Origin of the sequence: Microbacterium sp. K2 (genome assembly GCF_051365005.1) — a bacterium.
Taxonomy (GTDB): domain Bacteria; phylum Actinomycetota; class Actinomycetes; order Actinomycetales; family Microbacteriaceae; genus Microbacterium; species Microbacterium foliorum_B.
Genome location: NZ_JBLWII010000001.1, coordinates 317,000 through 338,027, shown reverse-complemented (window position 1 = coordinate 338,027; position 21,028 = coordinate 317,000). Strand labels below are relative to the sequence as shown.

24 protein-coding genes are annotated in these 21,028 nt (G+C 67.4%); 13 read left to right on the top strand and 11 right to left on the bottom strand.

Features of this window, described 5'->3' with window-relative positions:
- The first annotated feature begins 7 nt into the window (after nt 1-7).
- On the top strand, nt 8-1,246 hold the full coding sequence (locus ACLKOY_RS01750) for a beta-ketoacyl-[acyl-carrier-protein] synthase family protein (RefSeq protein ID WP_436452175.1): 1,239 nt from the start codon (nt 8-10) through the stop codon (nt 1,244-1,246).
- Nucleotides 1,247-1,308: 62 nt separating this feature from the next.
- Here the strand turns inward: ACLKOY_RS01750 and ACLKOY_RS01745 are convergent, their stop codons facing one another.
- Nucleotides 1,309-1,974, bottom strand: a complete 666-nt coding sequence (locus ACLKOY_RS01745; RefSeq protein WP_436452174.1) for a YczE/YyaS/YitT family protein — start codon at nt 1,972-1,974, stop codon at nt 1,309-1,311.
- 95 nt (nt 1,975-2,069) lie between these two features.
- On the opposite strand from ACLKOY_RS01745, the gene ACLKOY_RS01740 reads away from it, so the two are divergent.
- Nucleotides 2,070-3,473: a PLP-dependent aminotransferase family protein gene (locus ACLKOY_RS01740; RefSeq protein ID WP_436452173.1), complete on the top strand. Its 1,404-nt coding sequence runs from the start codon at nt 2,070-2,072 to the stop codon at nt 3,471-3,473.
- Nucleotides 3,474-3,611: 138 nt separating this feature from the next.
- Here the strand turns inward: ACLKOY_RS01740 and ACLKOY_RS01735 are convergent, their stop codons facing one another.
- A complete protein-coding gene (locus tag ACLKOY_RS01735; RefSeq protein ID WP_053096393.1) occupies nt 3,612-4,115 on the bottom strand; it encodes a DUF3145 domain-containing protein in 504 nt (167 codons plus the stop codon).
- Nucleotides 4,116-4,304: 189 nt separating this feature from the next.
- The gene (locus tag ACLKOY_RS01730) at nt 4,305-5,078 is read right to left on the bottom strand and encodes a hypothetical protein (protein ID WP_241797560.1); all 774 of its coding nucleotides are present in this window, start codon (nt 5,076-5,078) and stop codon (nt 4,305-4,307) included.
- Nucleotides 5,079-5,254: 176 nt separating this feature from the next.
- Here ACLKOY_RS01730 and ACLKOY_RS01725 point away from each other — a divergent pair, with 176 nt between their 5' ends.
- From ACLKOY_RS01725 to ACLKOY_RS01715, 3 genes are all read left to right on the top strand, one after another.
- Nucleotides 5,255-7,258 carry a DUF262 domain-containing protein gene (locus ACLKOY_RS01725; RefSeq protein ID WP_436452172.1) on the top strand — a complete coding sequence of 668 codons (2,004 nt, stop codon included), beginning with the start codon at nt 5,255-5,257 and terminating at the stop codon, nt 7,256-7,258.
- A gap of 1 nt (nt 7,259) precedes the next feature.
- Nucleotides 7,260-8,507 (top strand): alpha/beta fold hydrolase, encoded by a 1,248-nt coding sequence (locus ACLKOY_RS01720; RefSeq protein WP_436452171.1) that lies wholly within the window; start codon nt 7,260-7,262, stop codon nt 8,505-8,507.
- 65 nt (nt 8,508-8,572) lie between these two features.
- Entirely contained in the window at nt 8,573-8,854 is a 282-nt protein-coding gene (locus ACLKOY_RS01715) for a hypothetical protein (protein ID WP_436452170.1), read from the top strand.
- Nucleotides 8,855-8,929: 75 nt separating this feature from the next.
- Here ACLKOY_RS01715 and ACLKOY_RS01710 read toward each other — a convergent pair whose 3' ends face one another.
- From ACLKOY_RS01710 to glgA, 3 genes are all read right to left on the bottom strand, one after another.
- Nucleotides 8,930-9,187: a type B 50S ribosomal protein L31 gene (locus tag ACLKOY_RS01710; protein WP_042537536.1), complete on the bottom strand. Its 258-nt coding sequence runs from the start codon at nt 9,185-9,187 to the stop codon at nt 8,930-8,932.
- A 91-nt stretch (nt 9,188-9,278) separates the two neighbouring features.
- A complete protein-coding gene (locus tag ACLKOY_RS01705; RefSeq protein WP_436452169.1) occupies nt 9,279-10,064 on the bottom strand; it encodes an ABC transporter ATP-binding protein in 786 nt (261 codons plus the stop codon).
- A 17-nt stretch (nt 10,065-10,081) separates the two neighbouring features.
- A complete protein-coding gene (gene glgA, locus ACLKOY_RS01700) occupies nt 10,082-11,266 on the bottom strand; it encodes a glycogen synthase (RefSeq protein WP_436452168.1) in 1,185 nt (394 codons plus the stop codon).
- 69 nt (nt 11,267-11,335) lie between these two features.
- Here glgA and glgC point away from each other — a divergent pair, with 69 nt between their 5' ends.
- The 3 genes from glgC to ACLKOY_RS01685 are packed head-to-tail and all read left to right on the top strand — an operon-like array spanning nt 11,336 to nt 14,005.
- A complete protein-coding gene (glgC, locus tag ACLKOY_RS01695; protein ID WP_140037274.1) occupies nt 11,336-12,577 on the top strand; it encodes a glucose-1-phosphate adenylyltransferase in 1,242 nt (413 codons plus the stop codon).
- Nucleotides 12,578-12,637: 60 nt separating this feature from the next.
- Nucleotides 12,638-13,273, top strand: a complete 636-nt coding sequence (gene serB, locus ACLKOY_RS01690; protein ID WP_436452167.1) for a phosphoserine phosphatase SerB — start codon at nt 12,638-12,640, stop codon at nt 13,271-13,273.
- 33 nt (nt 13,274-13,306) lie between these two features.
- Nucleotides 13,307-14,005 carry an alpha/beta fold hydrolase gene (locus ACLKOY_RS01685; protein WP_436452165.1) on the top strand — a complete coding sequence of 233 codons (699 nt, stop codon included), beginning with the start codon at nt 13,307-13,309 and terminating at the stop codon, nt 14,003-14,005.
- A gap of 21 nt (nt 14,006-14,026) precedes the next feature.
- On the opposite strand, the gene fabG is transcribed toward ACLKOY_RS01685, so the two are convergent.
- Complete coding sequence (fabG, locus tag ACLKOY_RS01680) at nt 14,027-14,734, bottom strand: 3-oxoacyl-ACP reductase FabG (RefSeq protein ID WP_436452164.1); 708 nt, start codon at nt 14,732-14,734, stop codon at nt 14,027-14,029.
- A 103-nt stretch (nt 14,735-14,837) separates the two neighbouring features.
- Here fabG and ACLKOY_RS01675 point away from each other — a divergent pair, with 103 nt between their 5' ends.
- The 4 genes from ACLKOY_RS01675 to ACLKOY_RS01660 are packed head-to-tail and all read left to right on the top strand — an operon-like array spanning nt 14,838 to nt 16,875.
- Nucleotides 14,838-15,467, top strand: coding sequence for a DUF4190 domain-containing protein (locus ACLKOY_RS01675; RefSeq protein WP_436452163.1), 630 nt, complete (start codon nt 14,838-14,840; stop codon nt 15,465-15,467).
- Nucleotides 15,468-15,518: 51 nt separating this feature from the next.
- Nucleotides 15,519-15,875 (top strand): DUF3099 domain-containing protein, encoded by a 357-nt coding sequence (locus ACLKOY_RS01670; protein ID WP_436452162.1) that lies wholly within the window; start codon nt 15,519-15,521, stop codon nt 15,873-15,875.
- Nucleotides 15,872-16,066, top strand: a complete 195-nt coding sequence (locus tag ACLKOY_RS01665) for a hypothetical protein (protein WP_140037279.1) — start codon at nt 15,872-15,874, stop codon at nt 16,064-16,066. The genes ACLKOY_RS01670 and ACLKOY_RS01665 overlap by 4 nt, the downstream gene beginning before the upstream one ends.
- A gap of 8 nt (nt 16,067-16,074) precedes the next feature.
- Nucleotides 16,075-16,875: an SURF1 family cytochrome oxidase biogenesis protein gene (locus tag ACLKOY_RS01660; protein WP_436452161.1), complete on the top strand. Its 801-nt coding sequence runs from the start codon at nt 16,075-16,077 to the stop codon at nt 16,873-16,875.
- 6 nt (nt 16,876-16,881) lie between these two features.
- Here the strand turns inward: ACLKOY_RS01660 and ACLKOY_RS01655 are convergent, their stop codons facing one another.
- From ACLKOY_RS01655 to ACLKOY_RS01640, 4 genes are all read right to left on the bottom strand, one after another.
- Entirely contained in the window at nt 16,882-17,649 is a 768-nt protein-coding gene (locus ACLKOY_RS01655; protein WP_436452160.1) for a hypothetical protein, read from the bottom strand.
- Between the two features lie 3 nt (nt 17,650-17,652).
- Nucleotides 17,653-18,267: a pyridoxamine 5'-phosphate oxidase family protein gene (locus ACLKOY_RS01650; RefSeq protein WP_436452159.1), complete on the bottom strand. Its 615-nt coding sequence runs from the start codon at nt 18,265-18,267 to the stop codon at nt 17,653-17,655.
- A 50-nt stretch (nt 18,268-18,317) separates the two neighbouring features.
- Nucleotides 18,318-19,916, bottom strand: a complete 1,599-nt coding sequence (locus ACLKOY_RS01645) for an ABC-F family ATP-binding cassette domain-containing protein (protein ID WP_042537558.1) — start codon at nt 19,914-19,916, stop codon at nt 18,318-18,320.
- A 76-nt stretch (nt 19,917-19,992) separates the two neighbouring features.
- A complete protein-coding gene (locus tag ACLKOY_RS01640; RefSeq protein WP_436452158.1) occupies nt 19,993-20,295 on the bottom strand; it encodes a CHY zinc finger protein in 303 nt (100 codons plus the stop codon).
- 111 nt (nt 20,296-20,406) lie between these two features.
- Here ACLKOY_RS01640 and ACLKOY_RS01635 point away from each other — a divergent pair, with 111 nt between their 5' ends.
- The gene (locus ACLKOY_RS01635; RefSeq protein ID WP_436452157.1) at nt 20,407-21,027 is read left to right on the top strand and encodes a DedA family protein; all 621 of its coding nucleotides are present in this window, start codon (nt 20,407-20,409) and stop codon (nt 21,025-21,027) included.
- Nucleotide 21,028: the final 1 nt, after the last annotated feature.

Genomic DNA, 21,028 nt, shown 5'->3' with positions numbered 1-21,028 from the left:
ACCACACATGACCAAGCGCATCGTCGTCACCGGCATCGGCGCCACGTCCGCCATCGGCGGGACAGCTCCCGAGAACTGGACGAACCTGCTCGCAGGCAAGTCCGGCACCCGCACCCTCGAGCACGACTGGGTGCAGCAGTACGAACTGCCCGTCACCTTCGCGGCCGAGGCGATCGTCCGTCCCGAAGAGGTCCTGCCCCGCCACGAGGCGAAGCGGCTCGACCCCTCCTCGCAGTTCGCGCTCATCGCGGCGCGTGAGGCCTGGGCGGATGCCGGTTCTCCCGAAGTCGCTCCCGAGCGTCTCGGAGTCGACTTCGCCACCGGCATCGGCGGCCTCTGGACCCTCCTCGACGCGTGGGACACCCTGCGTGAGAAGGGCCCACGCCGCGTGATGCCGCTCACCGTGCCGATGCTGATGCCGAACGCCGCAGCCGGCAACCTGTCGCTGCAGTTCCAGGCTCGCGCCTACGCGCAGACCGTCGTCAGCGCCTGCGCCTCCAGCACCGAGTCGATCATCCACGCCTTCCACCACCTGCAGGACGGTCTTGCCGACGTCGTGATCGCCGGTGGCACCGAATCCGCCATCCACGCGATCACGATGGCATCGTTCGCCTCGGCCCAGGCTCTGTCGCGCCGCAACGATGACCCGGCCACGGCGTCGCGCCCCGGCGCCATCGACCGCGACGGCTTCGTCATGGGCGAGGGGGCAGCCGCTCTCATCCTCGAGACCGAGGAGCACGCCGAAGCACGCGGCGCCAAGATCTACGGCTACGTGCTCGGCGGTGGCGTCACCGCTGACGCGTACCACATCACGGGCAACGACCCCGAGGGCACCGGCGCCGCACGCGCAGTCACGCAGGCGCTCGACGAGGCCGGTATCACCGCCGACCAGATCGCACACATCAACGCGCACGCGACGTCGACCCCCGTGGGCGACCCCAACGAATACGTCGCCCTCAAGAAGGTCTTCGGCGAGCGGATCGATGAGATCCCCGTCTCGGCCACCAAGGCGTCGACCGGCCACCTGCTCGGCGGTACGGGAGCCCTCGAGGCGATCTTCGCGCTGCTCGCGCTGCGCGACCGCGTCGCCCCGCCGACCATCAACATGACCGAGCCAGACCCGGCGGTTCCGTTCAAGCTCTCGGGCGAGGCACAGCCCCTGGGCGACGGCCAGCTGTACGCGATCAGCAACTCGTTCGGCTTCGGCGGCCACAACGCCGTCGCCGTTTTCGCGAGCGCCGACTGACGCACAGCCATGACGAAGAGCGGCCCCCGGGTATCCCGGGGGCCGCTCTTGTCTACGCAGGTCTAGCGTGCGGTCGCCCGCGCGAGCTGATGCGATCTCGCAGCGCGGATACGAGTGGTCCATGGCAGGAACCAGCCGATCAGGGGTCCCACGCCGAAGGCGAAGAGCACGGTTCCCACGCCCACCGGTCCGCCGAGCAGGGAGCCGACCAGCAGGACACTCCCCTCGATGAGTGTGCGAACGAGCCATACGGGCCAGCCGGTGCGACCCACGAGCCCTGTCATCAGGCCGTCCCGCGGGCCGGGGCCGAAGTCCGCGGCGATGTAGAGCCCGGTGGCGAACGCGAGCAGCAGCAGCCCCGCCACGAACATCGGAGCACCGACCCAGATCGACGCTGGCACGGGAATCACCACGAGGGCCAAGTCGGCGCTGGGTCCGACGAGCAGTGCGTTGAGCAGGGTGCCGAGCCCGACGCGCTGCCGCAACGGGATCCACAGCAGCAGCACGAGCACCGAGACCAGCACGGTGACGACGCCGTATCCGATCCCCGTCTGGCCCGAGACGCCGAGAGCGAGCACGTCCCACGGTGCGACGCCGATGCCGGCGCGCACCATCAGACCGAGAGCGACGCCGTAGAGGAACAACCCGACCAGCAGCTGCGCGACGCGCTCGACGACATCGCGTCGACTGGTGGCGCTGATCGGGAGGAAGACGGAACGAAGCTGCATCTCTCCATGCTGGCCCAGTCATCCATCGAGTCCACGAGACCACTCAGCGAGAAGTGGCCTGTATTCTTCATGCCACTTTGCGGCATGCTGGAATCATGACCTCACGGCTCGTCCAGCAGCTCGGCGCCCACAACGTCGCCGGCGCGACAGCCAAAGCCCTCGCAGAGCAGGTGCGTGCGTTGATCCTCGACGGCCGACTCACCGTCGGTGAGCGGCTGCCGAGCGAGCGAGCGCTCGCGCTCGAGCTGCGACGCTCACGCTCCACGACGACTCGCGTCTACGACCTCCTCGAGGGCGACGGCTACGTCTCGCGCCTGCACGGGGGCGGCACCCGCGTCACCCTGCCGCACACCGCCACCTCCGCAGACGGCGACCCAGACGAGTCGGCGATCGACCTGTCGATCGCGTCCATGGATTCGACTCCGGGGCTGTATGACGCCACGGTGCGGTCGCTCCCCCGGCTCGCGGCCATGCGCGGCACCAGCGGTTACTCGCTGCGGGGCCTCCCCGAGCTCCGCGAGGCTGTCGCACACCGCTTCACCGAGCGCGGAGTGCCGACGGATGCCGACGAGATCATGATCACGTCGGGCGCTCTCAATGCGTTCAACCTGGTGCTCGCCACCATCGGCCGTCGAGGAGAGCGCGCACTCGTCGAGCAGCCGACCTTCCCCCATGCGCTCGAGGCGCTCCACCGCCATGGCTATCGGCTGTTGCCGACTCCGGTCGACGTCTCCGGGTGGGATGAGCGCCACCTCACCGACACGCTGCTGCACGAACGCCCGCACCTGGCGTACCTCATCCCCGACTTCCACAACCCCACGGGAGCCACGCTCTCGGATGTCGAGCGTTCACGCATCGCCGCGACGGCCCGCAGCGTCAGCACGCACCTGATCATCGATGAGACGACCGCGGAGCTCGACATCGACCGCGGCTGGACCCCGCTCCCGTTCTCGGCGTTCAGCCCGCAGATCATCACCGTGGGCTCCATGTCGAAGATCGCGTGGGGCGGCATGCGCATCGGCTGGATCCGCGCCGACCGCTCGGTGATGGCCCGCCTGCTCGCCACCCGTCCCTCGTTCGAGCTCGGCACGGCGCTGCTCGAGCAGTGCATCGCTGTCGAGCTCTTGCAGGAGATGCCGGCGCTCACCGCGCATGTCGCGACACGCCTGCATGCCGGTCGTGACGCCGTGGCGTCGGCACTCCGGTCGTTCGAGACCATATCCATGCCGCAGACGAGCGGAGGTCTCTCGGCCTGGCTCGACCTGGGCGCCCCCGTCTCGACCGCCCTGTCGCTGGCCGCCCGCGATCACGGGCTGATCCTCCCGCCCGGGCCGCGGTTCTCCACGGGCGGCGTCCTCGAGAGGCGCCTGCGGATCCCGATCACCCTGCCACCCGAGCGCACCGCCGAGGCCATGGATCGACTGCGGCTCGCCTGGGACGACGTCATGACAGGGGGCACAGCAGCCGGGGCCGAGATGCCCCGCTCGGCCGTCATCTGACAGACGAAGACCCCGTTCCCGGGTGCCTGGGAGCGGGGTCTTCGTCATGTGTGGAACGGGAATTCGCCTTCTCAGCGTCCGGGATCGCTCACCGGCATCCGATACTCGCGCCTTCCCGTTCCAGGTCTGCGTGGGCGCCTAGCCGACCTTGTGCAGCCAGACGACACGAGCGTCGTCGCTCGCATGCCGGAACGGCTCCAGCTCCTCGTCCCAGGCAGAGCCCAGGGCGATGTCGAGCTCGCGCTGCAGCTCGGTCGCACTGCCGGCGGCGATCTCCATCGCATAGCGGATGCGGTCCTCGCCGATGACGATGTTGCCCGCAGCATCCGTCTGCGCATAGTGGATGCCGAGGTCGGGCGTGTGCAGCCAGCGTCCGCCGTCGCTGCGGGGTGTCGGATCCTCGGTGACCTCGAAGCGGAGATGCTCCCAGCCACGGATGGCGGTCGCGAGAGCAGCGCCCGTGCCCACCGGGCCGTCCCAGTAGAACTCGGCGCGACGAGCGCCGTCGAGCACCGGCTGGTCGCTCCAGTCAAAGTTCACTGCGCGACCGATAGCGCGTCCTACCGCCCATTCCAGGTGCGGGCAGAGCGCGCGAGGTGCAGAGTGGATGAACACCACTCCGCGTGCGTAAGCCGTCGCCATGATCTCTCCGTTTCATCAGGTGCGTCTTCCCCAACGACCTGAAACAACGAGAACTGGCGTGAATATGCGGTTGTGGGGCTATTCTCGCCCAGACCAGGCGAAATAACAAGCGTGTGATTCATGCGACGAAGGCCCCGGTCACAGGGACCGGGGCCTTCAGACCGCGAACGGCCGTGGATCAGAAGAGGATCACGCCTCGCTCATGGCCTGCTTGACCTGCTGGCCCTTCGCGGCATAGTACGCGGCGCGGGCGGCGTCACGGCGAGCCTGCTCGGCGTAGCCTGCCTCGAGGACGTCCTGCGGGACCTCGACGTTGGGCACGTCCTGGGTTCCGTTGTACTTCTCGATGTAGGCGTCGAGCTCGGGGCCGGACGTCCACGACGTGATGAGGCAGTAACGCGGCTCGGTGCCCACGTGGGTCGCCGCGTGCCACAGACGCTGCGTGTCGACGATGAGCTGGGCGCCGGCCGGCAGAGCGATGCGGTACTCGATGCTGGGGTCGGTGCGGTTCTCACGGAGGACGAAGAAGCTGTCCTTGTCGTCGCTGAGGTTGAAGAATCCACGCACGACCCAGCCGGTGCCGTCGGGGTTCAGGCGGTTGTTGTCGTCCTGGTGGAGGTTGTAGAGGCACTCGCCGTACGGGGTCGGCTGCAGCTCGATCACGCGGCAGCGACCGACGTTGGCGCCGGGCTCCTGTGCGCGACGCGTCAGGTTCGGAGCCTTCGCGGTCTGCGAGTCGATCCAGACGCCGTCCTTGTCGGTGCGCGGCGGCTTGTGGTTCCAGAAGCCGTTGCACTCGATCTCGCCCTTGGCGCTGGCGAGCGGCGCGAAGCGGGTGTCACCCGACGACTTCCAGTCGTTGTACTCGATGTCGAGCCACTCCTTGGGGTCGAGCTCCTGGTTGTAGCTGTCGAGAACGACGAAGCCCTTGTCTTCGAGCGCGGCAGACTTGATGTATCCCATGATCTGAACCAGATCCTTTCATCGGGGGCCAGCACGTTTTAACAGGCCCTGATAAGGCAAGCCTAACAGGGCACCTCTGGAGCGCCGCCGAGGGCCGCCGTGAATAAGCGAATAGACTGAACCGGGCGCCTGGCGACTCCTCGGCGCCGGGCGTTACGGGAGGACGAGACACCAGCATGAGCACTGCGACCAACGTCGAGGCGACAGCTGTCAACACGATCGAGTGGCTCGCAGAGGACTCCACGACCATCGTCGTGCCGGTGTACCAGCGTCAGTACCGGTGGGATATCGGCGGCTGCGAGCAGCTGCTCTCCGACGTCCGTGCGGTCGCCCGCGAAGACTCCGCGCACCGTCACTTCATCGGGTCGATCCTCTCGGCTGCCGACGACAGCGAGGCCGACACCGACCTCGTGCTGATCGACGGTCAGCAGCGCATCACCACCTTGATGCTGCTGGTCGCAGCACTCCGGCACGCGGTTCAGGACTCCGATCCCCTGCTCGCCGCCGACCTCGACCGAGTGCTCGTGCGCCCCGAAGACCCCACGCGCACCAAGCTGCGCCCGCACGACGCGTGGGCCGAGCTGTATGAGTCCGTGGTGCTCGAGCGCGATGTCCAGGCAGAGCGCGAGTCGCGGTTCGATGACAACTACGCGTTCTTCCGCAGCCAGGTGCACGCCGACGAGGCGCCGCAGATCTGGGCGGGGCTGAACAAGCTCGAGCACGTCTCGATCACCCTCGGCGCCGCCGCCAACGCACAGCAGATCTTCGAGAGCCTGAACTCGACGGGCGAGCCGCTGCGCGATCACGAGCTCATCCACAACTACATGCTGATGGGGCTGACCCACGCAGAGCAGCTCGACGTCGAGGCACGGTTCTGGCTGCCGATCGAGCAGCACACCGGCGAGACCATCGGCGCGTTCTGGCGGCACTATCTCGTGATGACGACGGGCCGCGAGGTGGCCGCCAACGGCGAGCACGGTGTCTACAGCGCGTTCCGGCACTCCTTCCCCCGCGTCGACCTCGATCACCTGCAGGCGGATGCCGAGGTCTGGCGTCACTACGCCGAGATCTACGGCATCCTGCTCGATCCCTCGCTCGAGAAGGACCCCGAGATCGCGCGACAGCTGCGCTACGTGAACACCTTCGGACGCGCCTCGTATCCGCTGGTCCTGAACGTCTACAGCGATCACTCCCGCGGGATCATCGGTCGCGACGAGCTCATCGAGACGCTCGAGTGGATCCAGACGATGTACCTCCGCCGCACACTCGTGAACCTGCCCAACGAGCGGCTGGTCGCGAGACTCTGTCGTGCCAGGGCGAACGGTCGAGAGGCACTGGCGCGCGCGTTCGCCCGGATCACGCCGTCGGACGAGCGCGTCAGCGCCGTCCTGAAGTACAGCGAGCTGCCGCATCCGGCCTATGTCCTCGGGCGGCTCGAGGGGGTCGACGACCCGGACGAGTTCGATGTGGAGCACATCGTGCCCACCGTCCCCAGCGACAGCTGGTCGGGCGACGGCGTGCGCCCCTGGATCGACTACTCCGACGACGAGCGCAACGCACATCGCGCGCTCGCCCCGACACTCGGCAATCTCACCCTGCTCGAGCAGACGCTCGCAGAGCGCGTCTTCGGAGAGTCGTACTCCGTGAAACGCGACGCGGCGTACGCTCGCAGCTCGGTCGCCGAGACCAGGGCGCTCGCAGACACGGAGGCGTGGGGAACAGCGGCCATCTCGCAGCGCACGATCCGGCTCACCTCCGATCTGCTGAGGATCTGGGCCCGCCCCGCGCTGCCCGAGATCGACGACGACGGGCTCACCCCCATCCTCGATGCGGTCCGCCGACGCGGGTGGCCCGCCGGATGGGAGCGCGAGTTCGAGTACGTCGAGTACCGCGGGGAGCGCTGGGAGGTCTTCGACGTCAAGCATCTCTTCAACCGGGTCTTCCGTCGCGCGTGGACGGACACGCACGACGCCGCCATGTCGTACTGCGCCACACACGGCGGTCCGATCTACGAATCGATGGCCTGGAAGGGCCAATGGGATCAGCTCGACGCGACACACCATCTCTACATGGGCTGGGATTCGAACTACATGATGAACGCAGTGCAGGGCGTGCTCCACGAGGCGGACATCGCCTCGGAGGTGTTCGTCAAGTACTCCTACATCGGGAATGTGATGTGACATGACGACGACCATCCGCCGCCTCCTCGATCTCACCGTCGAAGAGCACACGCTGACCGTTCCGCTCGTATGGGGAGATGAGGCCGACTCCCGCACGATCGACATCTTCGCGCGGGTCGTCACACGCGAAGGCGGTGAGCGTCTCCCCTACCTGGTCTTCCTGCAGGGCGGTCCTGGACACGAGGCACCGCGTCCCTTCCATGCGTCGTCCTCCCCCGCCTGGCTCGACGAGGCGCTCGCGCACTATCGCGTCGTGATGCTCGACCAGCGCGGCACCGGACTCTCGACACCGGTCGGCGATGCGGATCTCGAGCGCGGCTCCGCCGAGGTCGCCGAGTACCTCACGCATCTGCGCGCCGACTCGATCGTCCGCGACTGCGAGGCGATGCGCGAGCACCTCAGCGCCGAGACGTGGAGCGTCCTCGGTCAGTCCTTCGGTGGATTCACGACCCTGGCCTACCTGTCGACCGACGCGGACTCGCTCGCCGATGTCTTCATCACGGGCGGACTCAGCACCGTGAACCGGCACCCCGACGAGGTCTACGCCCTCTGCTACGACAAGATGCGCGCCGCCTCCGAACGGTACTACCGCCGGTTCCCCGAGCACCGGGACGTGATGCGTCGCCTGGTCGATGGGGCCGCGGCGGGCGACATCGTACTGCCGGACGGCGAAGTGGTCTCGCCGTCACGACTGCGCTCCGTGGGCTCGGCGCTCGGCACGAACGACGGATGGCAGACCGTGTGGTCACTGCTCGAGCGCGACCCAGCGTCGAACGCCTTCCGCCACGATCTGATGCACGCGATGCCGTACGGCGGCCGCAACCCGCTCTACTTCGCGTTCCACGAGTCGAGCTACGCGAGCGGGCACGCCACACGCTGGTCGGCGGAGCGCACGGAGCCCCAGGACTTCCGCGATGACGTCACCCTGTTCACCGGTGAGCACATCCGCAGCGAATGGACCGAGACGGTGCCGGCCTTCCAGCCGTGGCGTGACGTCACGCTCGCGCTGGCGGACTTCGAGTGGCCTCGGATCTACAACGAGGTCGCGATCGCCGCCTCCGGTGCGACGGGTGCCGCGGCCGTCTATGTGAACGACGTCTATGTGCCGATGGAGTTCTCGCTCGAGACCGCTCGGCTGCTTCCGGGAGTCGAGCTGTGGGTCACGAGCGAGCATGAGCACAACGGCGTGCGGTCAGGCCCCGTCCTGACGCACCTCATCGACCTCGCCCACGGTCGCCGCATCCGGTGAGGATCCCCGCCGGAATCCTCCTGTAGACGGATGCCCAGGCGGCGGGAGCCGCATAGCCTGGTCTCATGGCCGACACACTCGGAATGCTCCTCACGATCGCGATCCTGCTCGTCGTCGTGATCGCGATCGTCGTGGTGATCGTGGCCGTCTACGCCACGGCGCCGCTCGAGAGGAAGTACGAGAGCGCAGGCGGCGGACTGGGCGGTTCCTTCGAAGCGGTCTGGATGCCGTCGGCGCACGAGGCCGGGATGGAACGAGACCGTCAGACGAAGCGCACGGCCCCCGCACCGTCTCCCGGCGACCCGCCCAGCAGGATCGACGGCGAACGCATCGTCATCGACATCTGAGCCAGGGTGCAACCCGGCTGAAACGACGAAGGCCCCGTGTTCCGAGGAACACGGGGCCTTCGAACGCGGTGGTCGTTACTTGCTCGATCCGCCGAAGCCCTTGAAGCGCTGGTTGAACTTCTCGACGCGGCCGGCCGAGTCCATGATGCGCTGCTTGCCCGTGTAGAACGGGTGCGATGCCGACGAGATCTCGACGTCGATGACGGGGTACTCGACGCCGTCGAGCTCGATCGTCTTGTCGCTCGAGACAGTCGAACGGGTGAGGAACGTCTCGCCCGAGCCGAGGTCGCGGAACACGACTGCCTTGTACACGGGGTGAATGTCAGTCTTCATGGGATTCCTTAGTTGCTGCCCTGGATTGTGCCAGGGACGAGGGAAGTCTGCGGTGCAGAGAGCACCAAGGATCGATTCTATCAGATCCGCGTCAGGATGCCGCGCGGGCCGCGTAACGGCCCTCTTCACTGCTGAGGACGATCGGCATGCCGAACGTCTCGGTCAGAGTGTCGGCGGTCAGGGTGTCGGCGATGGGCCCGGCTGCCACGATGCGCCCCTCACGCATGAGCAGCACATGCGTGAACCCGACCGGGATCTCCTCGACGTGATGCGTGACCATCAGCATCGCGGGTGTCGTCGGCGACGAGGCGTAGCCGCTCAGGAGCGCGAGCAGCTCCTCGCGCGAGCCGAGGTCGAGCGACGCGGTCGGCTCGTCGAGCAGCAGCAGCTCGGGGTCTGTCATCACGGCACGGGCGATCTGCACGCGCTTCTGCTCGCCATCGCTCAATGTGCCGAAGGTGCGATCGGCCAGGTGGTCGAGACGCCAGTCACCGAGCACCCGCAGCGCACGACGCTCATCGATGTCCTCGTAGTTCTCGTTCCAGCGACCCAACACGGAATAGGCCGCCGTGAGCACCGTGTTCAGGACCGTCTCTTCACGCGGCACGCGCTTCGCCATGGCGGAGGAGGCGAATCCGATGCGAGGACGCAGTTCGAACACGTCGGTGCGCCCCAGGGTCTCCCCCAGCACCGTGACGGCTCCGGAGGTCGGGTGCATCAGCGTGTCCGCCAGCTGGAGCAGCGTGGTCTTGCCCGCGCCGTTGGGTCCGAGGATCACCCACCGCTGATCATCGTCGACCTGCCAGGTCACGTGATCGATGATGTCGCGCCCCTCGCGGCGCACGACGACGTCGGTGAATTCCAGGGCGATCGACATGCGTCCAGCCTATCGGCTCAGGCGGTCAGCTCCGCGTACAGCGCGCGCGTGGTGTCGGCGATCGCATCCCAACTGAACTGCTCGCGCGCGCGCTCTCGACCGGCCGCACCGTAGGCGCGAGCCTGCTCCGGATCGGAGGTCACCTCGGTGAGCACGTTCGCGAGGTCGGCGACGTACCGCTCGGGGTCGACCGGCGTGCCGGTGCCGTCCTGCAGCTGCTCGATCGGCACCAGGCGCCCGGTGACGCCGTCGTCCACGACCTCGGGGATGCCGCCGGTGGCCGTGCCGACGACAGCTGCCCCGCACGCCATGGCCTCGAGGTTCACGATGCCCAGCGGCTCATACACCGACGGGCATACGAACGTCGTGGCCGCCGTGAGAATCGCCGAGAGCTCGTCGCGCGGCAGCATCCGATCGATCCAGATGACTCCCTCGCGGGTCTGCTGGAGAAGACGCACGCCCTCCTGCACCTCCGCCATGATCTCGGGGGTGTCAGGCGCCCCGGCGCACAGGATCAGCTGGACCTCCGGAGGCAGCAGGCGAGCGGCCTGCAGCAGGTACGGCAAGCCCTTCTGGCGCGTGATACGGCCGACGAACACGACAGACGGTCGGGACGGGTCCATGCCGACCGACTCGAGGAACGCGGGGTTCTGCACCGGGCGCCACCGCTCGACGTCGATCCCGTTGTGGATCACACGCACCCGGGCGGGGTCGACGGAGGGATAGCTGCGCAGGATGTCCTCCCGCATGCCGGCGCTCACGGCGATCACCGCCGCCGCGTTCTCGTAGGCGAGCTTCTCGATGCCGCTCGACACCGCGTACCCGCCGCCGAGCTGCTCGGCCTTCCACGGGCGCAGAGGCTCGAGACTGTGCGCGGTGAGCACGTGCGGAATGCCGTGCAGCTGCGAGGCGAGGTGTCCGGCGAAGTTCGCGTACCAGGTGTGGCTGTGCACGAGATCGGCATCGGAGATCGCCGCCACGATCTCGAGATCGGTGCCGAGCGTCTGCAGGGCGGCATTGGCCGAGGTGAGCTCTGCGGGCGCCTGGTAGGAGAAAGTACCGGCCTCATCCCGCGGGGATCCGAAGGCCCTCACCTGTACATCGATATTCTGCCGCAGGGCTGTAACCAGCTCCGCAACGTGCACACCGGCACCTCCGTAGATCTCCGGCGGGTATTCCTTCGTGATCATCTCGACGCGCATGTCTAGACGGTAGTGACTCACTTGTCCAGATGCTAGTTAGCCGAGCCGAATCACATCTATGGTGGGTGCATGTCCGCACCAAAGAAGATCTTCGGCATCATCCTCGCCGGCGGCGAGGGAAAGCGTCTCATGCCCCTCACGGCCGACCGAGCAAAACCTGCAGTGCCTTTCGGCGGACAGTATCGCTTGATCGATTTCGCGATCTCGAACCTCATCAACTCGGGCCTGCGCCAGATCGTCGTGCTCACGCAGTACAAGTCGCACAGCCTCGACCGCCACATCTCGCAGACGTGGCGCATGTCGGCGCTCCTCGACTCCTACGTCACTTCGGTGCCGGCGCAGCAGCGTCTCGGCAAGCGCTGGTTCTCGGGCTCCGCCGACGCGATCCTGCAGAGCCTCAACCTCATCAACGACGAGAAGCCCGACATCGTCGTCGTGATCGGCGCTGACCACGTCTATCGCATGGACTTCCGGCAGATGCTCGATGCGCACATCGAGTCGGGCGCGAAGGCCACCGTCGCCGGCATCCGCCAGCCGCTCGCGATGGCTTCCCAGTTCGGTGTGATCGACGCCGACACCGAGTCGGGTCGCATCAAGCAGTTCCTCGAGAAGCCCACTGATATCGCCGGTCTCGAGGACTCCCCTCACGAGGTGCTCGCCTCGATGGGCAACTACATCTTCGACGCCGATGCGCTGATCGCCGCCGTCGAGGCAGACGGAGAATCCCCCACCTCCGGGCATGACATGGGCGGCGACATCGTGCCGTACTTCGTCGATCGGGGCGAGGCCGGCTACTACGACATGAAGCGCAACGACGTGCCGGGGTCCTCCCCGCGAGACCGTTCGTACTGGCGTGACGTGGGTACCATCGACTCCTTCTTCGACGCGCACATGGACCTGATCTCCACGCTGCCCATCTTCAACCTCTACAACATGGAGTGGCCCATCCACTCGCAGGCCGTGAACTCGCCGCCCGCGAAGTTCGTGCGGGACTCCGTCGGGCGCATCGGCAACGCGATCGACTCGATCGTGTCGCTCGGATCCGTGCTCTCGGGCACGCATCTCGAGCGCAGCGTCGTCGGCCCGTGGACACTTGCCGGCGGCGGTTCGACCATCACCGATTCCGTCGTCTTCGACGGTGTGAGAATCGGGGCGGGTTCCCGCGTGCATCGAGCCATCCTCGACAAGAACGTCGTCCTCGCCGATGGTGCGACCGTGGGCGTCGACCGCGAACGCGATCTCGCCAGAGGCTTCACCGTGACCGAATCCGGCATCACTGTGGTGGGCAAGGGACTCTTCATCGAACGCTGAGTCGCCGCTCGCAGACTGCAGTGAACCGAGCAGCGGCTTCCGGTCGATAGGCTCGGAGGCGTGACCGCCGCGCGCTTCCTCGTCGTCCTCGATGCCGATTCCACCCTCATACGCAATGAGGTGATCGAGCTGATCGCCGACGAGGCCGGCCGCCGTGACGAGGTGCAGGCGGCGACCGAGGCGGCGATGCGGGGCGAGATCGACTTCGCCACGAGCCTGCGCTCACGCGTCGCGGCTCTCGAAGGCGTGCCGGTCTCGGGTTTCGCCCGTGTCCTCGCCCGCATCGAACCGACCCCCGGTGTGCGCGAGCTCACCGCAGCCGTGCATGAACGCGCGGGCGTCGTCGGGGTGGTGTCGGGCGGGTTCCACGAGATCCTCGACGACGTCGCACCCGGACTCGGCGTCGACCGCTGGCGCGCGAACCGGCTCGGTGTCGTCGACGGAGCGCTCTCCGGTCGTGTCGACGGCGAGATCGTCGATGCTGCGGCCAAGGCGACCTCGCTGTGCGAGTGGGCGGACGAACTCGGCGTGCCCCGCCACGCCACGATCGCCATCGGAGACGGGGCGAACGATCTGCAGATGATGGCGGCCGCCGGGCTCGGTCTGGCGTTCAACGCGAAGCCCGCCGTGCGCGCTGCCGCGAGCCTCGTCATCGGCCCGCAGGATCTCTCCGAGGTCATCGCACTGCTGCCCTAGCGGATGTCCGAGGCCCCGTCTAACCTCGGGCGCATGGACATCATCCTCATCCCCGGTCTCTGGCTCGATGCGTCCAGCTGGAGCGACGTGACCACTGATCTCGAACGCGCGGGGCACACGGTGCACCCGCTGACAATGCCGGGGGTGGGTCTTCCCGCCGCCGAGTCCGTTGATATCGGCATCGCCGAGTGGGTCGATGCTGCTGTCGCGGCTGTGGACGCCGTCGCCGCACCTGTGGTCGTCGTCGGTCACAGCGGCGGTGGCAACGTCGCCTGGGGCGTCGCCGATGCGCGGCCCGAACGCGTGTCGCGGGTCATCTTCGTCGACACCGTGCCGCCGCCGTCCGGTTTCGGCATCAGCGAGTTCGAGATCGTCGACGGCGTCGTCCCTTTCCCGGGGTGGGACTTCTTCCCGGCTGAAGACGTCGACGACCTCGACGCTGCGACCCGTGCGCGCACCGCGCCGCTCACGCACAGCGTGCCCGCGCGCGTGCCGACTGATGCGATCGAGCTCGGCCCGGGCGCGCGCCATCGGGTGCCGGTGACACTGCTCATGGGAGGTCTCGACCAAGAGACGTTTGAGTCCGAGCTCGAGCAGTGGGGGCCGTATGCCGAGGAGTTCCGTGCGATCGACGATGCCGAGGTGGTGCGCATCGGCTCAGGTCACTGGCCTCAGTTCTCGACGCCGGGCAGGCTCGCCACGCTGCTCGACGCCGCGATCACCCGCCGGTGACGGCGCGTTGACGCTTGAGCGTCAGTGCCCCATGCCGAGGCCGCCGTCGACGGGGATGACTGCGCCCGAGATGTACCCGGCGCCATCCCCCGCGAGCCAGGTGACAACACCTGCGACCTCATCGGGCGTCGCGAAACGTCCGGCCGGGATGTTCGCCTTGTACTGCTTCTGGGTCTCTTCGGGAAGCTCAGCCGTCATGTCGGTCTCGATGAAACCCGGCGCGACGACGTTCGCGGTGATGCCACGTCCGCCGAGCTCACGAGTGAGCGAACGTGCGAAGCCGACGAGCGCGCTCTTCGATGCGGAGTAGTTCACCTGGCCGGCCGAGCCGTAGAGGCCCACCACACTGGAGATGAGGATGACTCGGCCGAACCGAGCCCTCAGCATGCCCTTCGACGCACGCTTCACGACGCGGAACGTGCCACCGAGGTTCGTCGCGACCACGCTGTCGAAATCGTCCTCGCTCATCCGCAGCAGCAGGGTGTCCTTGGTGATGCCGGCATTCGCCACGACGACCTCGACGGGTCCGAGCTGCTGCTCGACCTCGGTGAAGGCCGCATCGAGCGCAGCGGCATCGGTGACGTCTGCGCGCACGGTGAGAGTGCCCTCGGGGCCTTCGCCGCTGCGAGCCGTGACGGCGACGCGATAGCCGTCCCTGACGAATCTTTCGGCGATCGCACGGCCGATGCCGCGATTTCCGCCGGTGACGAGGACGACGCGAGAACTCATTTCCACTCCTGATCTGGCCGGTGCGGGGGTGGCGGCCGGGTCGTCATCGATCCTACCGATGATGTCGCGACTCGATCGGGGCGACGTTTGACAGGAGAGCGCCGTGACTGGAACGCTGAACCCGACGAAAGGCTTCACCGTGAGCGACAACAGCATCCCCACTCCGCCTGACGCACAACCGACTCCCCCGCCGCCGGCACCCGCGCCCCCGGCTCCCCCCGCTCAGCCCTACCAGGCGTATCCCGGTGCGGCACCGTCGGTCGCCCCTTCGCAGGGCTACCCGACGTCGCCGCAACCGCCGCAGTACGCACCGCAGCAGCCCTACGGCTCTGCTGTGACTCAGCCCTACGGCGCCGCAGCACAGCCGCCCTACTACGCTGCGTCCGCTCCGGGTCAGCCCGGCGCCGGCTATCCGAGTTACGGGGCGACGCCCTACCCCGCGCCTCGCCCCGCGAGCGGACTTGCGATCACGTCGCTGATCTGCGGAATCGCCGGGGTCGTGCTCTTCTGGGCGGTCGTGCCGCTGCTCGCCTCGATCGTCGCAGTCATCACGGGCCACATGGCGCTGCGGCAGACGAAGCAGAACCCGGCGATCGGCGGCCGCGGGATGGCATTCGCCGGTCTGATCATGGGCTACACCATGGTCGGCTTCTTGGTCATCGGCATCGTCATGACGGTGATCAGTGCCGTGTTCTTCGGCGCCTTCACGCTGCCGTTCCTCTTCTCGGCTTGAGCCGCAGACGGGCGCGCCGTCGTGCCCGCACCGGCGTAGGCTGGACTCATCGTGAAGAGCAAGCCCCTGGTCCCTGCTGTCACCTCCCTTCCGCAGTCGCCGAAGGACGAGGCAGACCACCGCGTGCGCCGCTACGCGCTCACGATGACCATCCGCATCGTCTGCTTCGCGCTGATGATGTTCGTGCAGCCGTACGGCTGGTACACCTGGGTGTTCGCGCTGGCCGCCGCCCTCCTTCCCTACATCGCGGTCGTGTTCGCCAACGCGGGGAGCGACAGCACCGAGACGACGGCAGAGTCCCCGGTTCAGCAGCTGGAGGCGCCGACCCCGGCCCCGACGCTGCCGGTCGAACAGGACTCCGCTCCTGACGTCATCACCATCCACGAAAGCCGCCAGGATCGCGAGTGAGTGGACTGGAGTGCTCGCGTGCCGGATGCCGGAACGCGGCGACCAAGCAGGTGGTGTGGCGCAATCCCCGTATCCACGCCGCTGACCGCGAGAAGGTCTGGCTCGCATGCGATGAGCACGTCGACTTCCTCCACGACTACTTGGCAGCCAGGGACTTCCCCGTGACAGTGAGAGATGGTGTGCCCTCGTGAGTGCGCGGATGGGTAGATGGACCGTATACGTGCTGATCGCGATCGGATTCGCGATCGCCTGCGCGTTTCTGTCGAATTGGCAGTTCGAGCGCAACGAGACGCGATCCGAGCAGATCGCACTCGTCGAGAAGAACTACGATGCCGACCCCGTGCCGCTCGCCGCCCTCATCGGCCCCGACGGAACGCTCGATCCCGGTGATGTGTGGCATCCCGTGGTGCTGAGCGGCGAGTACATCGCCGACGAACAGCTGCTGGTGCGCAATCGGCCGCATGGCGGGACCAGCGCATTCGAGGTTCTGGTTCCGTTCCGCGACGTCGACGGTCGTGTGTTCATCGTCGATCGCGGATGGGTGCCGCCGGGCGACGGCGACTCCCCGGATTCAGTTCCGGCACCTCCGACCGGTGAGGTCGAGGTCATCGTGCGTCTGCGTCCGGACGAGCAGCTTCCTGCATCCGGGCGAGGCGCCCCCGAGGGGCAGGTGCCCACGATCAACCTTCCGTCGATCGCCGAGCTGGTCGACGGAGACGTCATCACGAGCGCGTACGGGCAGATCGTCAGCGAGGACCCGGCCGGCGAAGGAACCCTCGGCGGCTTCAGCTCACCCACAGACGACCCCGGCCCCCACCTGTCGTACGCGATCCAGTGGATCCTGTTCGCGCTGATGGGCTTCATCTTCATCGGGTACATCATCCGTACCGAGATAGTGAAGCACCGCGAAGAGGTCGAGGGCATGCCGGCACCGGTGAAGAAATCCCGGCGGCGCGACAGGGATGCCGACGTCGAAGACGAGCTCCTCGACGCGCGCTGACCGCGATCATTCCCAGGCCGTCACCTCGCCGATGACTGCGGTCTTGGGATACGCACCTATGGGCCCGCCGATCTCGAAGAGATCGATCATCAGGACCAGGGGATAGTCCGGCGCCTGGCCGAGGCGGCGCACCACCCGTCCCTCGCAGCCGATGATCGTCTCGTCATTGCCCCAGATCACGGTCCAGGTATGCGGCATGCGGGCATCGAACGGAAGGGTCACCTCGGCCATGTCGGTCGTCAACCTCGAGTCGTGGTGCGACTTGATGCCCGTGCGCGCCTGTGTCGTGCTCCCGATCGCTGAGGCGTCGATCTCGAAGATGCAGATCTCGCCGGCGTCTGTCTCGGAGAGGTGTTCGGTGCCGACCAGCCAGGCCGCGAGCATGCATCCTTCGTCGGCGCTCGCGGCGACCGTGAGGTCGATCCGCCCGCGACGGGGCGTGAAGAGCAGTCGCTGCGGCGTATGCGTCTCGACTACGAGTCCGTCGTCGCGGTGGCGATGCGTGCCGGCGGTCGATCCGGCCGGACCGGAGTACGTCGCCGTCTGCAGATTCGATACCCGCAGCGGCGCGTCGTCCGGGCGCCAGTCGAGCTGATCGTGCTCGATCCGGAGTTCCAGCCCGCCCTCGACGAAGGCGAATCGCGCTTCGGACCGCTCGGGAACCGTCCACTGCGGCAGGTAGTGCGGGATCCACTTCTCCGCGTCGAGCCCCCGCGAGAAGTCATCCGTCAGCGTCGGCGGTGTTGACGGCCGCGGTGGCAGGAGGTCGGCCACGGCTCAGTCCCGCCAGGGCATCGGCTGCTGATCTGCCATATCGCCCGTGATCGAGCGGCTCCATGCCGAATCGACGGCGTCGAAGACGACCCGGGTGTGACGGCGGTCTCTCGCCCCCTGCCAGAACTCGATCCGGGTGGGGACGATCCGCCACAGCACCCAGTCGCCGTCGGCGACCTCCGCATGCGCGGCCGGAGAGCGCGCAGCGAGATCGGCGGCACTCTCCTCGAGCGTCGCTTCTTCCACACGCCCGCGCACCCGCACTGCGCGCACCTGCGGCTGCCACCAGAAGTTCAGGGCGGCGGCCGGCGAGGCGGCCAGCTGCGCACCTTTGCGAGACGACCTCGTGCTGGCGAAGGCCCAGCCTCGGTCGTCGATCCGCTTCAGGATGAGCGTCCGAGCGTCGGGCAGTCCGTCGGCATCCACCGTCGCGAGGGTCACCGTGTGCGGCTCGGGGACTCCGGAATCCGCCGCCGCGCGCAGCCACGTGGCGAAGAGCTCGCCCGGGTCGTCCGGCAGCGCGTCGAGGTTCCATTCCGGGGCGAGCCCGGTGAGGGCGTGCCTGCCTCTCAACCACTCGTTGAGAGATGCAAGGTCGGTGTCGGATGGGTGCGTCACCCTTTCGACTATGCCACCGACCTCCGACGAAGTGCGTTCGCCGGGCCCGATCAGGCGAGCTCGATGAGGTCCTGGTACTCCTGGCTCCAGAGGTCTTCGACGCCATCGGGGAGGATCAGCACGCGCTCGGGGTTGAGCGACTGCACCGCACCAGGGTCGTGCGAGACGAGCACGACTGCTCCCTCGTAGTGCGCGAGCGCGCCGAGGATCTCCTCGCGCGAAGCGGGGTCGAGGTTGTTGGTGGGCTCATCGAGCAGCAGCAGGTTCGCGGACGAGACCACCAGCGTCGCGAGCGAGAGACGCGTCTTCTCACCACCCGAGAGCACTCCGGCGGGCTTGAGAACGTCATCTCCCGTGAACAGGAACGAGCCGAGCACCCTGCGCGCTTCCATCTCGGTGATGTGCGGAGCGGCCGACACCATGTTCTCGAGCACCGATCGATTCACATCGAGGTTCTCGTGCTCCTGCGCGTAGTACCCGACCTTGAGACCGTGTCCGGGCTCGAGCTGACCGGTGTCGGGCTGGTCGACGCCTGCGAGCATGCGCAGCAGTGTCGTCTTTCCGGCACCGTTGAGTCCGAGCACGACGACCTTGGATCCGCGGTCGATCGCGAGGTCGACGTCGGTGAAGATCTCGAGCGAGCCGTAGGACTTCGAGAGTCCGGTGGCCATCATCGGGGTCTTGCCGCAGGGGGCGGGCTTCGGGAAGCGCAGCTTCGCGACGCGTTCTTCCTGGCGGACGTCATCGAGTCCCGCGAGCAGCTTGTCGGCACGCGCGATCATCTGATGAGCGGCAGCGGCCTTCGACGCCTTCGCACCGAAGCGGGCTGCCTGCAGCTGCAGGGTCGTGGCCTTCTTCTCGGCGTTGGCGCGCTCCTTCTTGCGTCGCTCCTCGTCAGCCACCCGCTGGCGCAGGTAGTTCTTCCAGTTCATGTTGTAGGTGTCGATGATCTGGCGGTTCGCGTCGAGGTAGAACACCCGGTTGACGGTCTCGCCGACGAGTTCGACGTCGTGGCTGATCACGATCAGCCCGCCCTTGTAGTTCTTGAGGAACTCGCGCAGCCACACGACACTGTCGGCGTCGAGGTGGTTGGTCGGCTCGTCGAGGATCATCGTCTCGGCATCGGAGAAGAGGATGCGGGCCAGCTCGATGCGACGGCGCTGGCCACCGGACAGCGTCGAGAGCGGCTGGTCGAGGATGCGGTCGGGAAGCGAGAGGTTGTTCGCGATGGAGGCCGCCTCGGCCTCGGCCGCGTAGCCGCCCTGCCCTTCGAACTCCTCGGTGAGGCGCGCGTAGCGCTTCATCGCCTTGTCGGCGACCGCGGGGTCGTCGGACCCCATCGCCAGTGCCGCTTCGCTCATCCCGAGGTTGAGCTGGCCGAGCCCGCGTGCGTCGAGGATGCGCGTGCGAGCGAGGTCTTCGGGGTTGCCCGATCGCGGATCCTGCGGCAGGTAGCCGAGTTGGCCTGAACGGGTCACGCTTCCACCGGACGGCAGGACGTCGCCGGCGAGCACCTTGGTGAGCGTGGTCTTGCCTGCACCGTTGCGGCCGACGAGACCGATCTTGTCTCCGTCGCTCACACGGAACGACACGTTCTCCATCAGGAGGCGTGCGCCCACGCGGATCTCGAGTTCGTGCACGGCAAGCACAGGCGGGATGTCCGTTCTTTCAAGGGGATTCGGGCCGAGGGGCCAAACTCCCAGTATAGATCGCCCTGCTGAGTGTTCAGTCGAAGTACAGATCGTGATGCAGCCGGCAGCCCGGATTGAAGCCTGCCGCACACGTCGGACACTCGGATGTCTCGAGGTAGGCGTCGATGCGCAGCAGCGAACCGCAGACGCCGCAGAGCACCGCCTGCGTCGCACGATCTTTCGTCGACCACTGCCGCGTCTCGTGATCAGCCCGCTCCGCGTGACACAGATGGCACGGGTACCACTCGCCGCAGCAGGCGAACTTGAGGGCGATCACATCGAGCGGCCCCTGATAGTGCTCGCACCGGGTCTGGTCGTCGACCAGCAGGCCGTGCACGGTGGTCGCCCCGACCTCGGTCGGACGGTCGGCGGATCTACCTCTCCGGGGGGATGCAGTCGATACCTCAGGGTGATGCCCCACCTGCCACCTGCTTCCTAGCCTTCTGAGGTGGATGTTATCAACGAGCTCATTCTGCAGACCGTCGCGTCGCCCTGGTTGTACGCCGTGCTGCTCGCGGTGACGATCATCGACGGCTTCTTCCCGCCGGTTCCGAGCGAGACCGTGCTCGTGGCAGCGGCGGCTGTACTCGTGTCGACGGGTGAGTTCTGGGCGCTGCTGCCTCTCGGTCTCATCGCCGCTGTGGGCGCGACGGCCGGCGACAACATAGCGTTCGCCCTCGGTCGCCGGCTGGGCACGACCCGGTGGGCGTGGATGCGTCGTCCGCGAGTCACCTCGGCATTCGTCCACGCACAGAAAGCGCTCACGCACCGCAGTGCGGCACTCATCCTGGGCGCCCGCTATATCCCCGTCGGCCGCGTCGCGGTCAACATGTCCGCCGGTGCTCTGCGCTTTCCGTGGCGGAGATTCTTCCCACTGAGCATCGTGGCCGGCATCAGCTGGAGTGCTCTGAGCCTCGCCATCGGATTGCTCGCGGGCTCGTGGATCAAGGAGCAGCCGCTCGTGAGCGCTGGCATCGGCATCGCCGTGGCGCTCGTCATCGGCCTGGTGATCGATCGCGTCACGGCATCCCGCCGGAGACGCGCCCGTGTGGTGCAACTGGCAGGATGAC

Coding starts and splice junctions, on each gene's coding strand:
- ACLKOY_RS01710 (WP_042537536.1), bottom strand. CDS start 9,187: ATGAAGACTGACATTCACCCCGTGTACAAGGCAGTCGTGTTCCGCGAC.
- ACLKOY_RS01660 (WP_436452161.1), top strand. CDS start 16,075: ATGGGTAGATGGACCGTATACGTGCTGATCGCGATCGGATTCGCGATC.
- ACLKOY_RS01720 (WP_436452171.1), top strand. CDS start 7,260: ATGACGACGACCATCCGCCGCCTCCTCGATCTCACCGTCGAAGAGCAC.
- glgA (WP_436452168.1), bottom strand. CDS start 11,266: ATGCGCGTCGAGATGATCACGAAGGAATACCCGCCGGAGATCTACGGA.
- ACLKOY_RS01715 (WP_436452170.1), top strand. CDS start 8,573: ATGGCCGACACACTCGGAATGCTCCTCACGATCGCGATCCTGCTCGTC.
- glgC (WP_140037274.1), top strand. CDS start 11,336: ATGTCCGCACCAAAGAAGATCTTCGGCATCATCCTCGCCGGCGGCGAG.
- ACLKOY_RS01685 (WP_436452165.1), top strand. CDS start 13,307: ATGGACATCATCCTCATCCCCGGTCTCTGGCTCGATGCGTCCAGCTGG.
- ACLKOY_RS01735 (WP_053096393.1), bottom strand. CDS start 4,115: ATGGCGACGGCTTACGCACGCGGAGTGGTGTTCATCCACTCTGCACCT.
- ACLKOY_RS01750 (WP_436452175.1), top strand. CDS start 8: ATGACCAAGCGCATCGTCGTCACCGGCATCGGCGCCACGTCCGCCATC.
- fabG (WP_436452164.1), bottom strand. CDS start 14,734: ATGAGTTCTCGCGTCGTCCTCGTCACCGGCGGAAATCGCGGCATCGGC.
- ACLKOY_RS01745 (WP_436452174.1), bottom strand. CDS start 1,974: ATGCAGCTTCGTTCCGTCTTCCTCCCGATCAGCGCCACCAGTCGACGC.
- ACLKOY_RS01705 (WP_436452169.1), bottom strand. CDS start 10,064: ATGTCGATCGCCCTGGAATTCACCGACGTCGTCGTGCGCCGCGAGGGG.
- ACLKOY_RS01740 (WP_436452173.1), top strand. CDS start 2,070: ATGACCTCACGGCTCGTCCAGCAGCTCGGCGCCCACAACGTCGCCGGC.
- ACLKOY_RS01725 (WP_436452172.1), top strand. CDS start 5,255: ATGAGCACTGCGACCAACGTCGAGGCGACAGCTGTCAACACGATCGAG.
- ACLKOY_RS01730 (WP_241797560.1), bottom strand. CDS start 5,078: ATGGGATACATCAAGTCTGCCGCGCTCGAAGACAAGGGCTTCGTCGTT.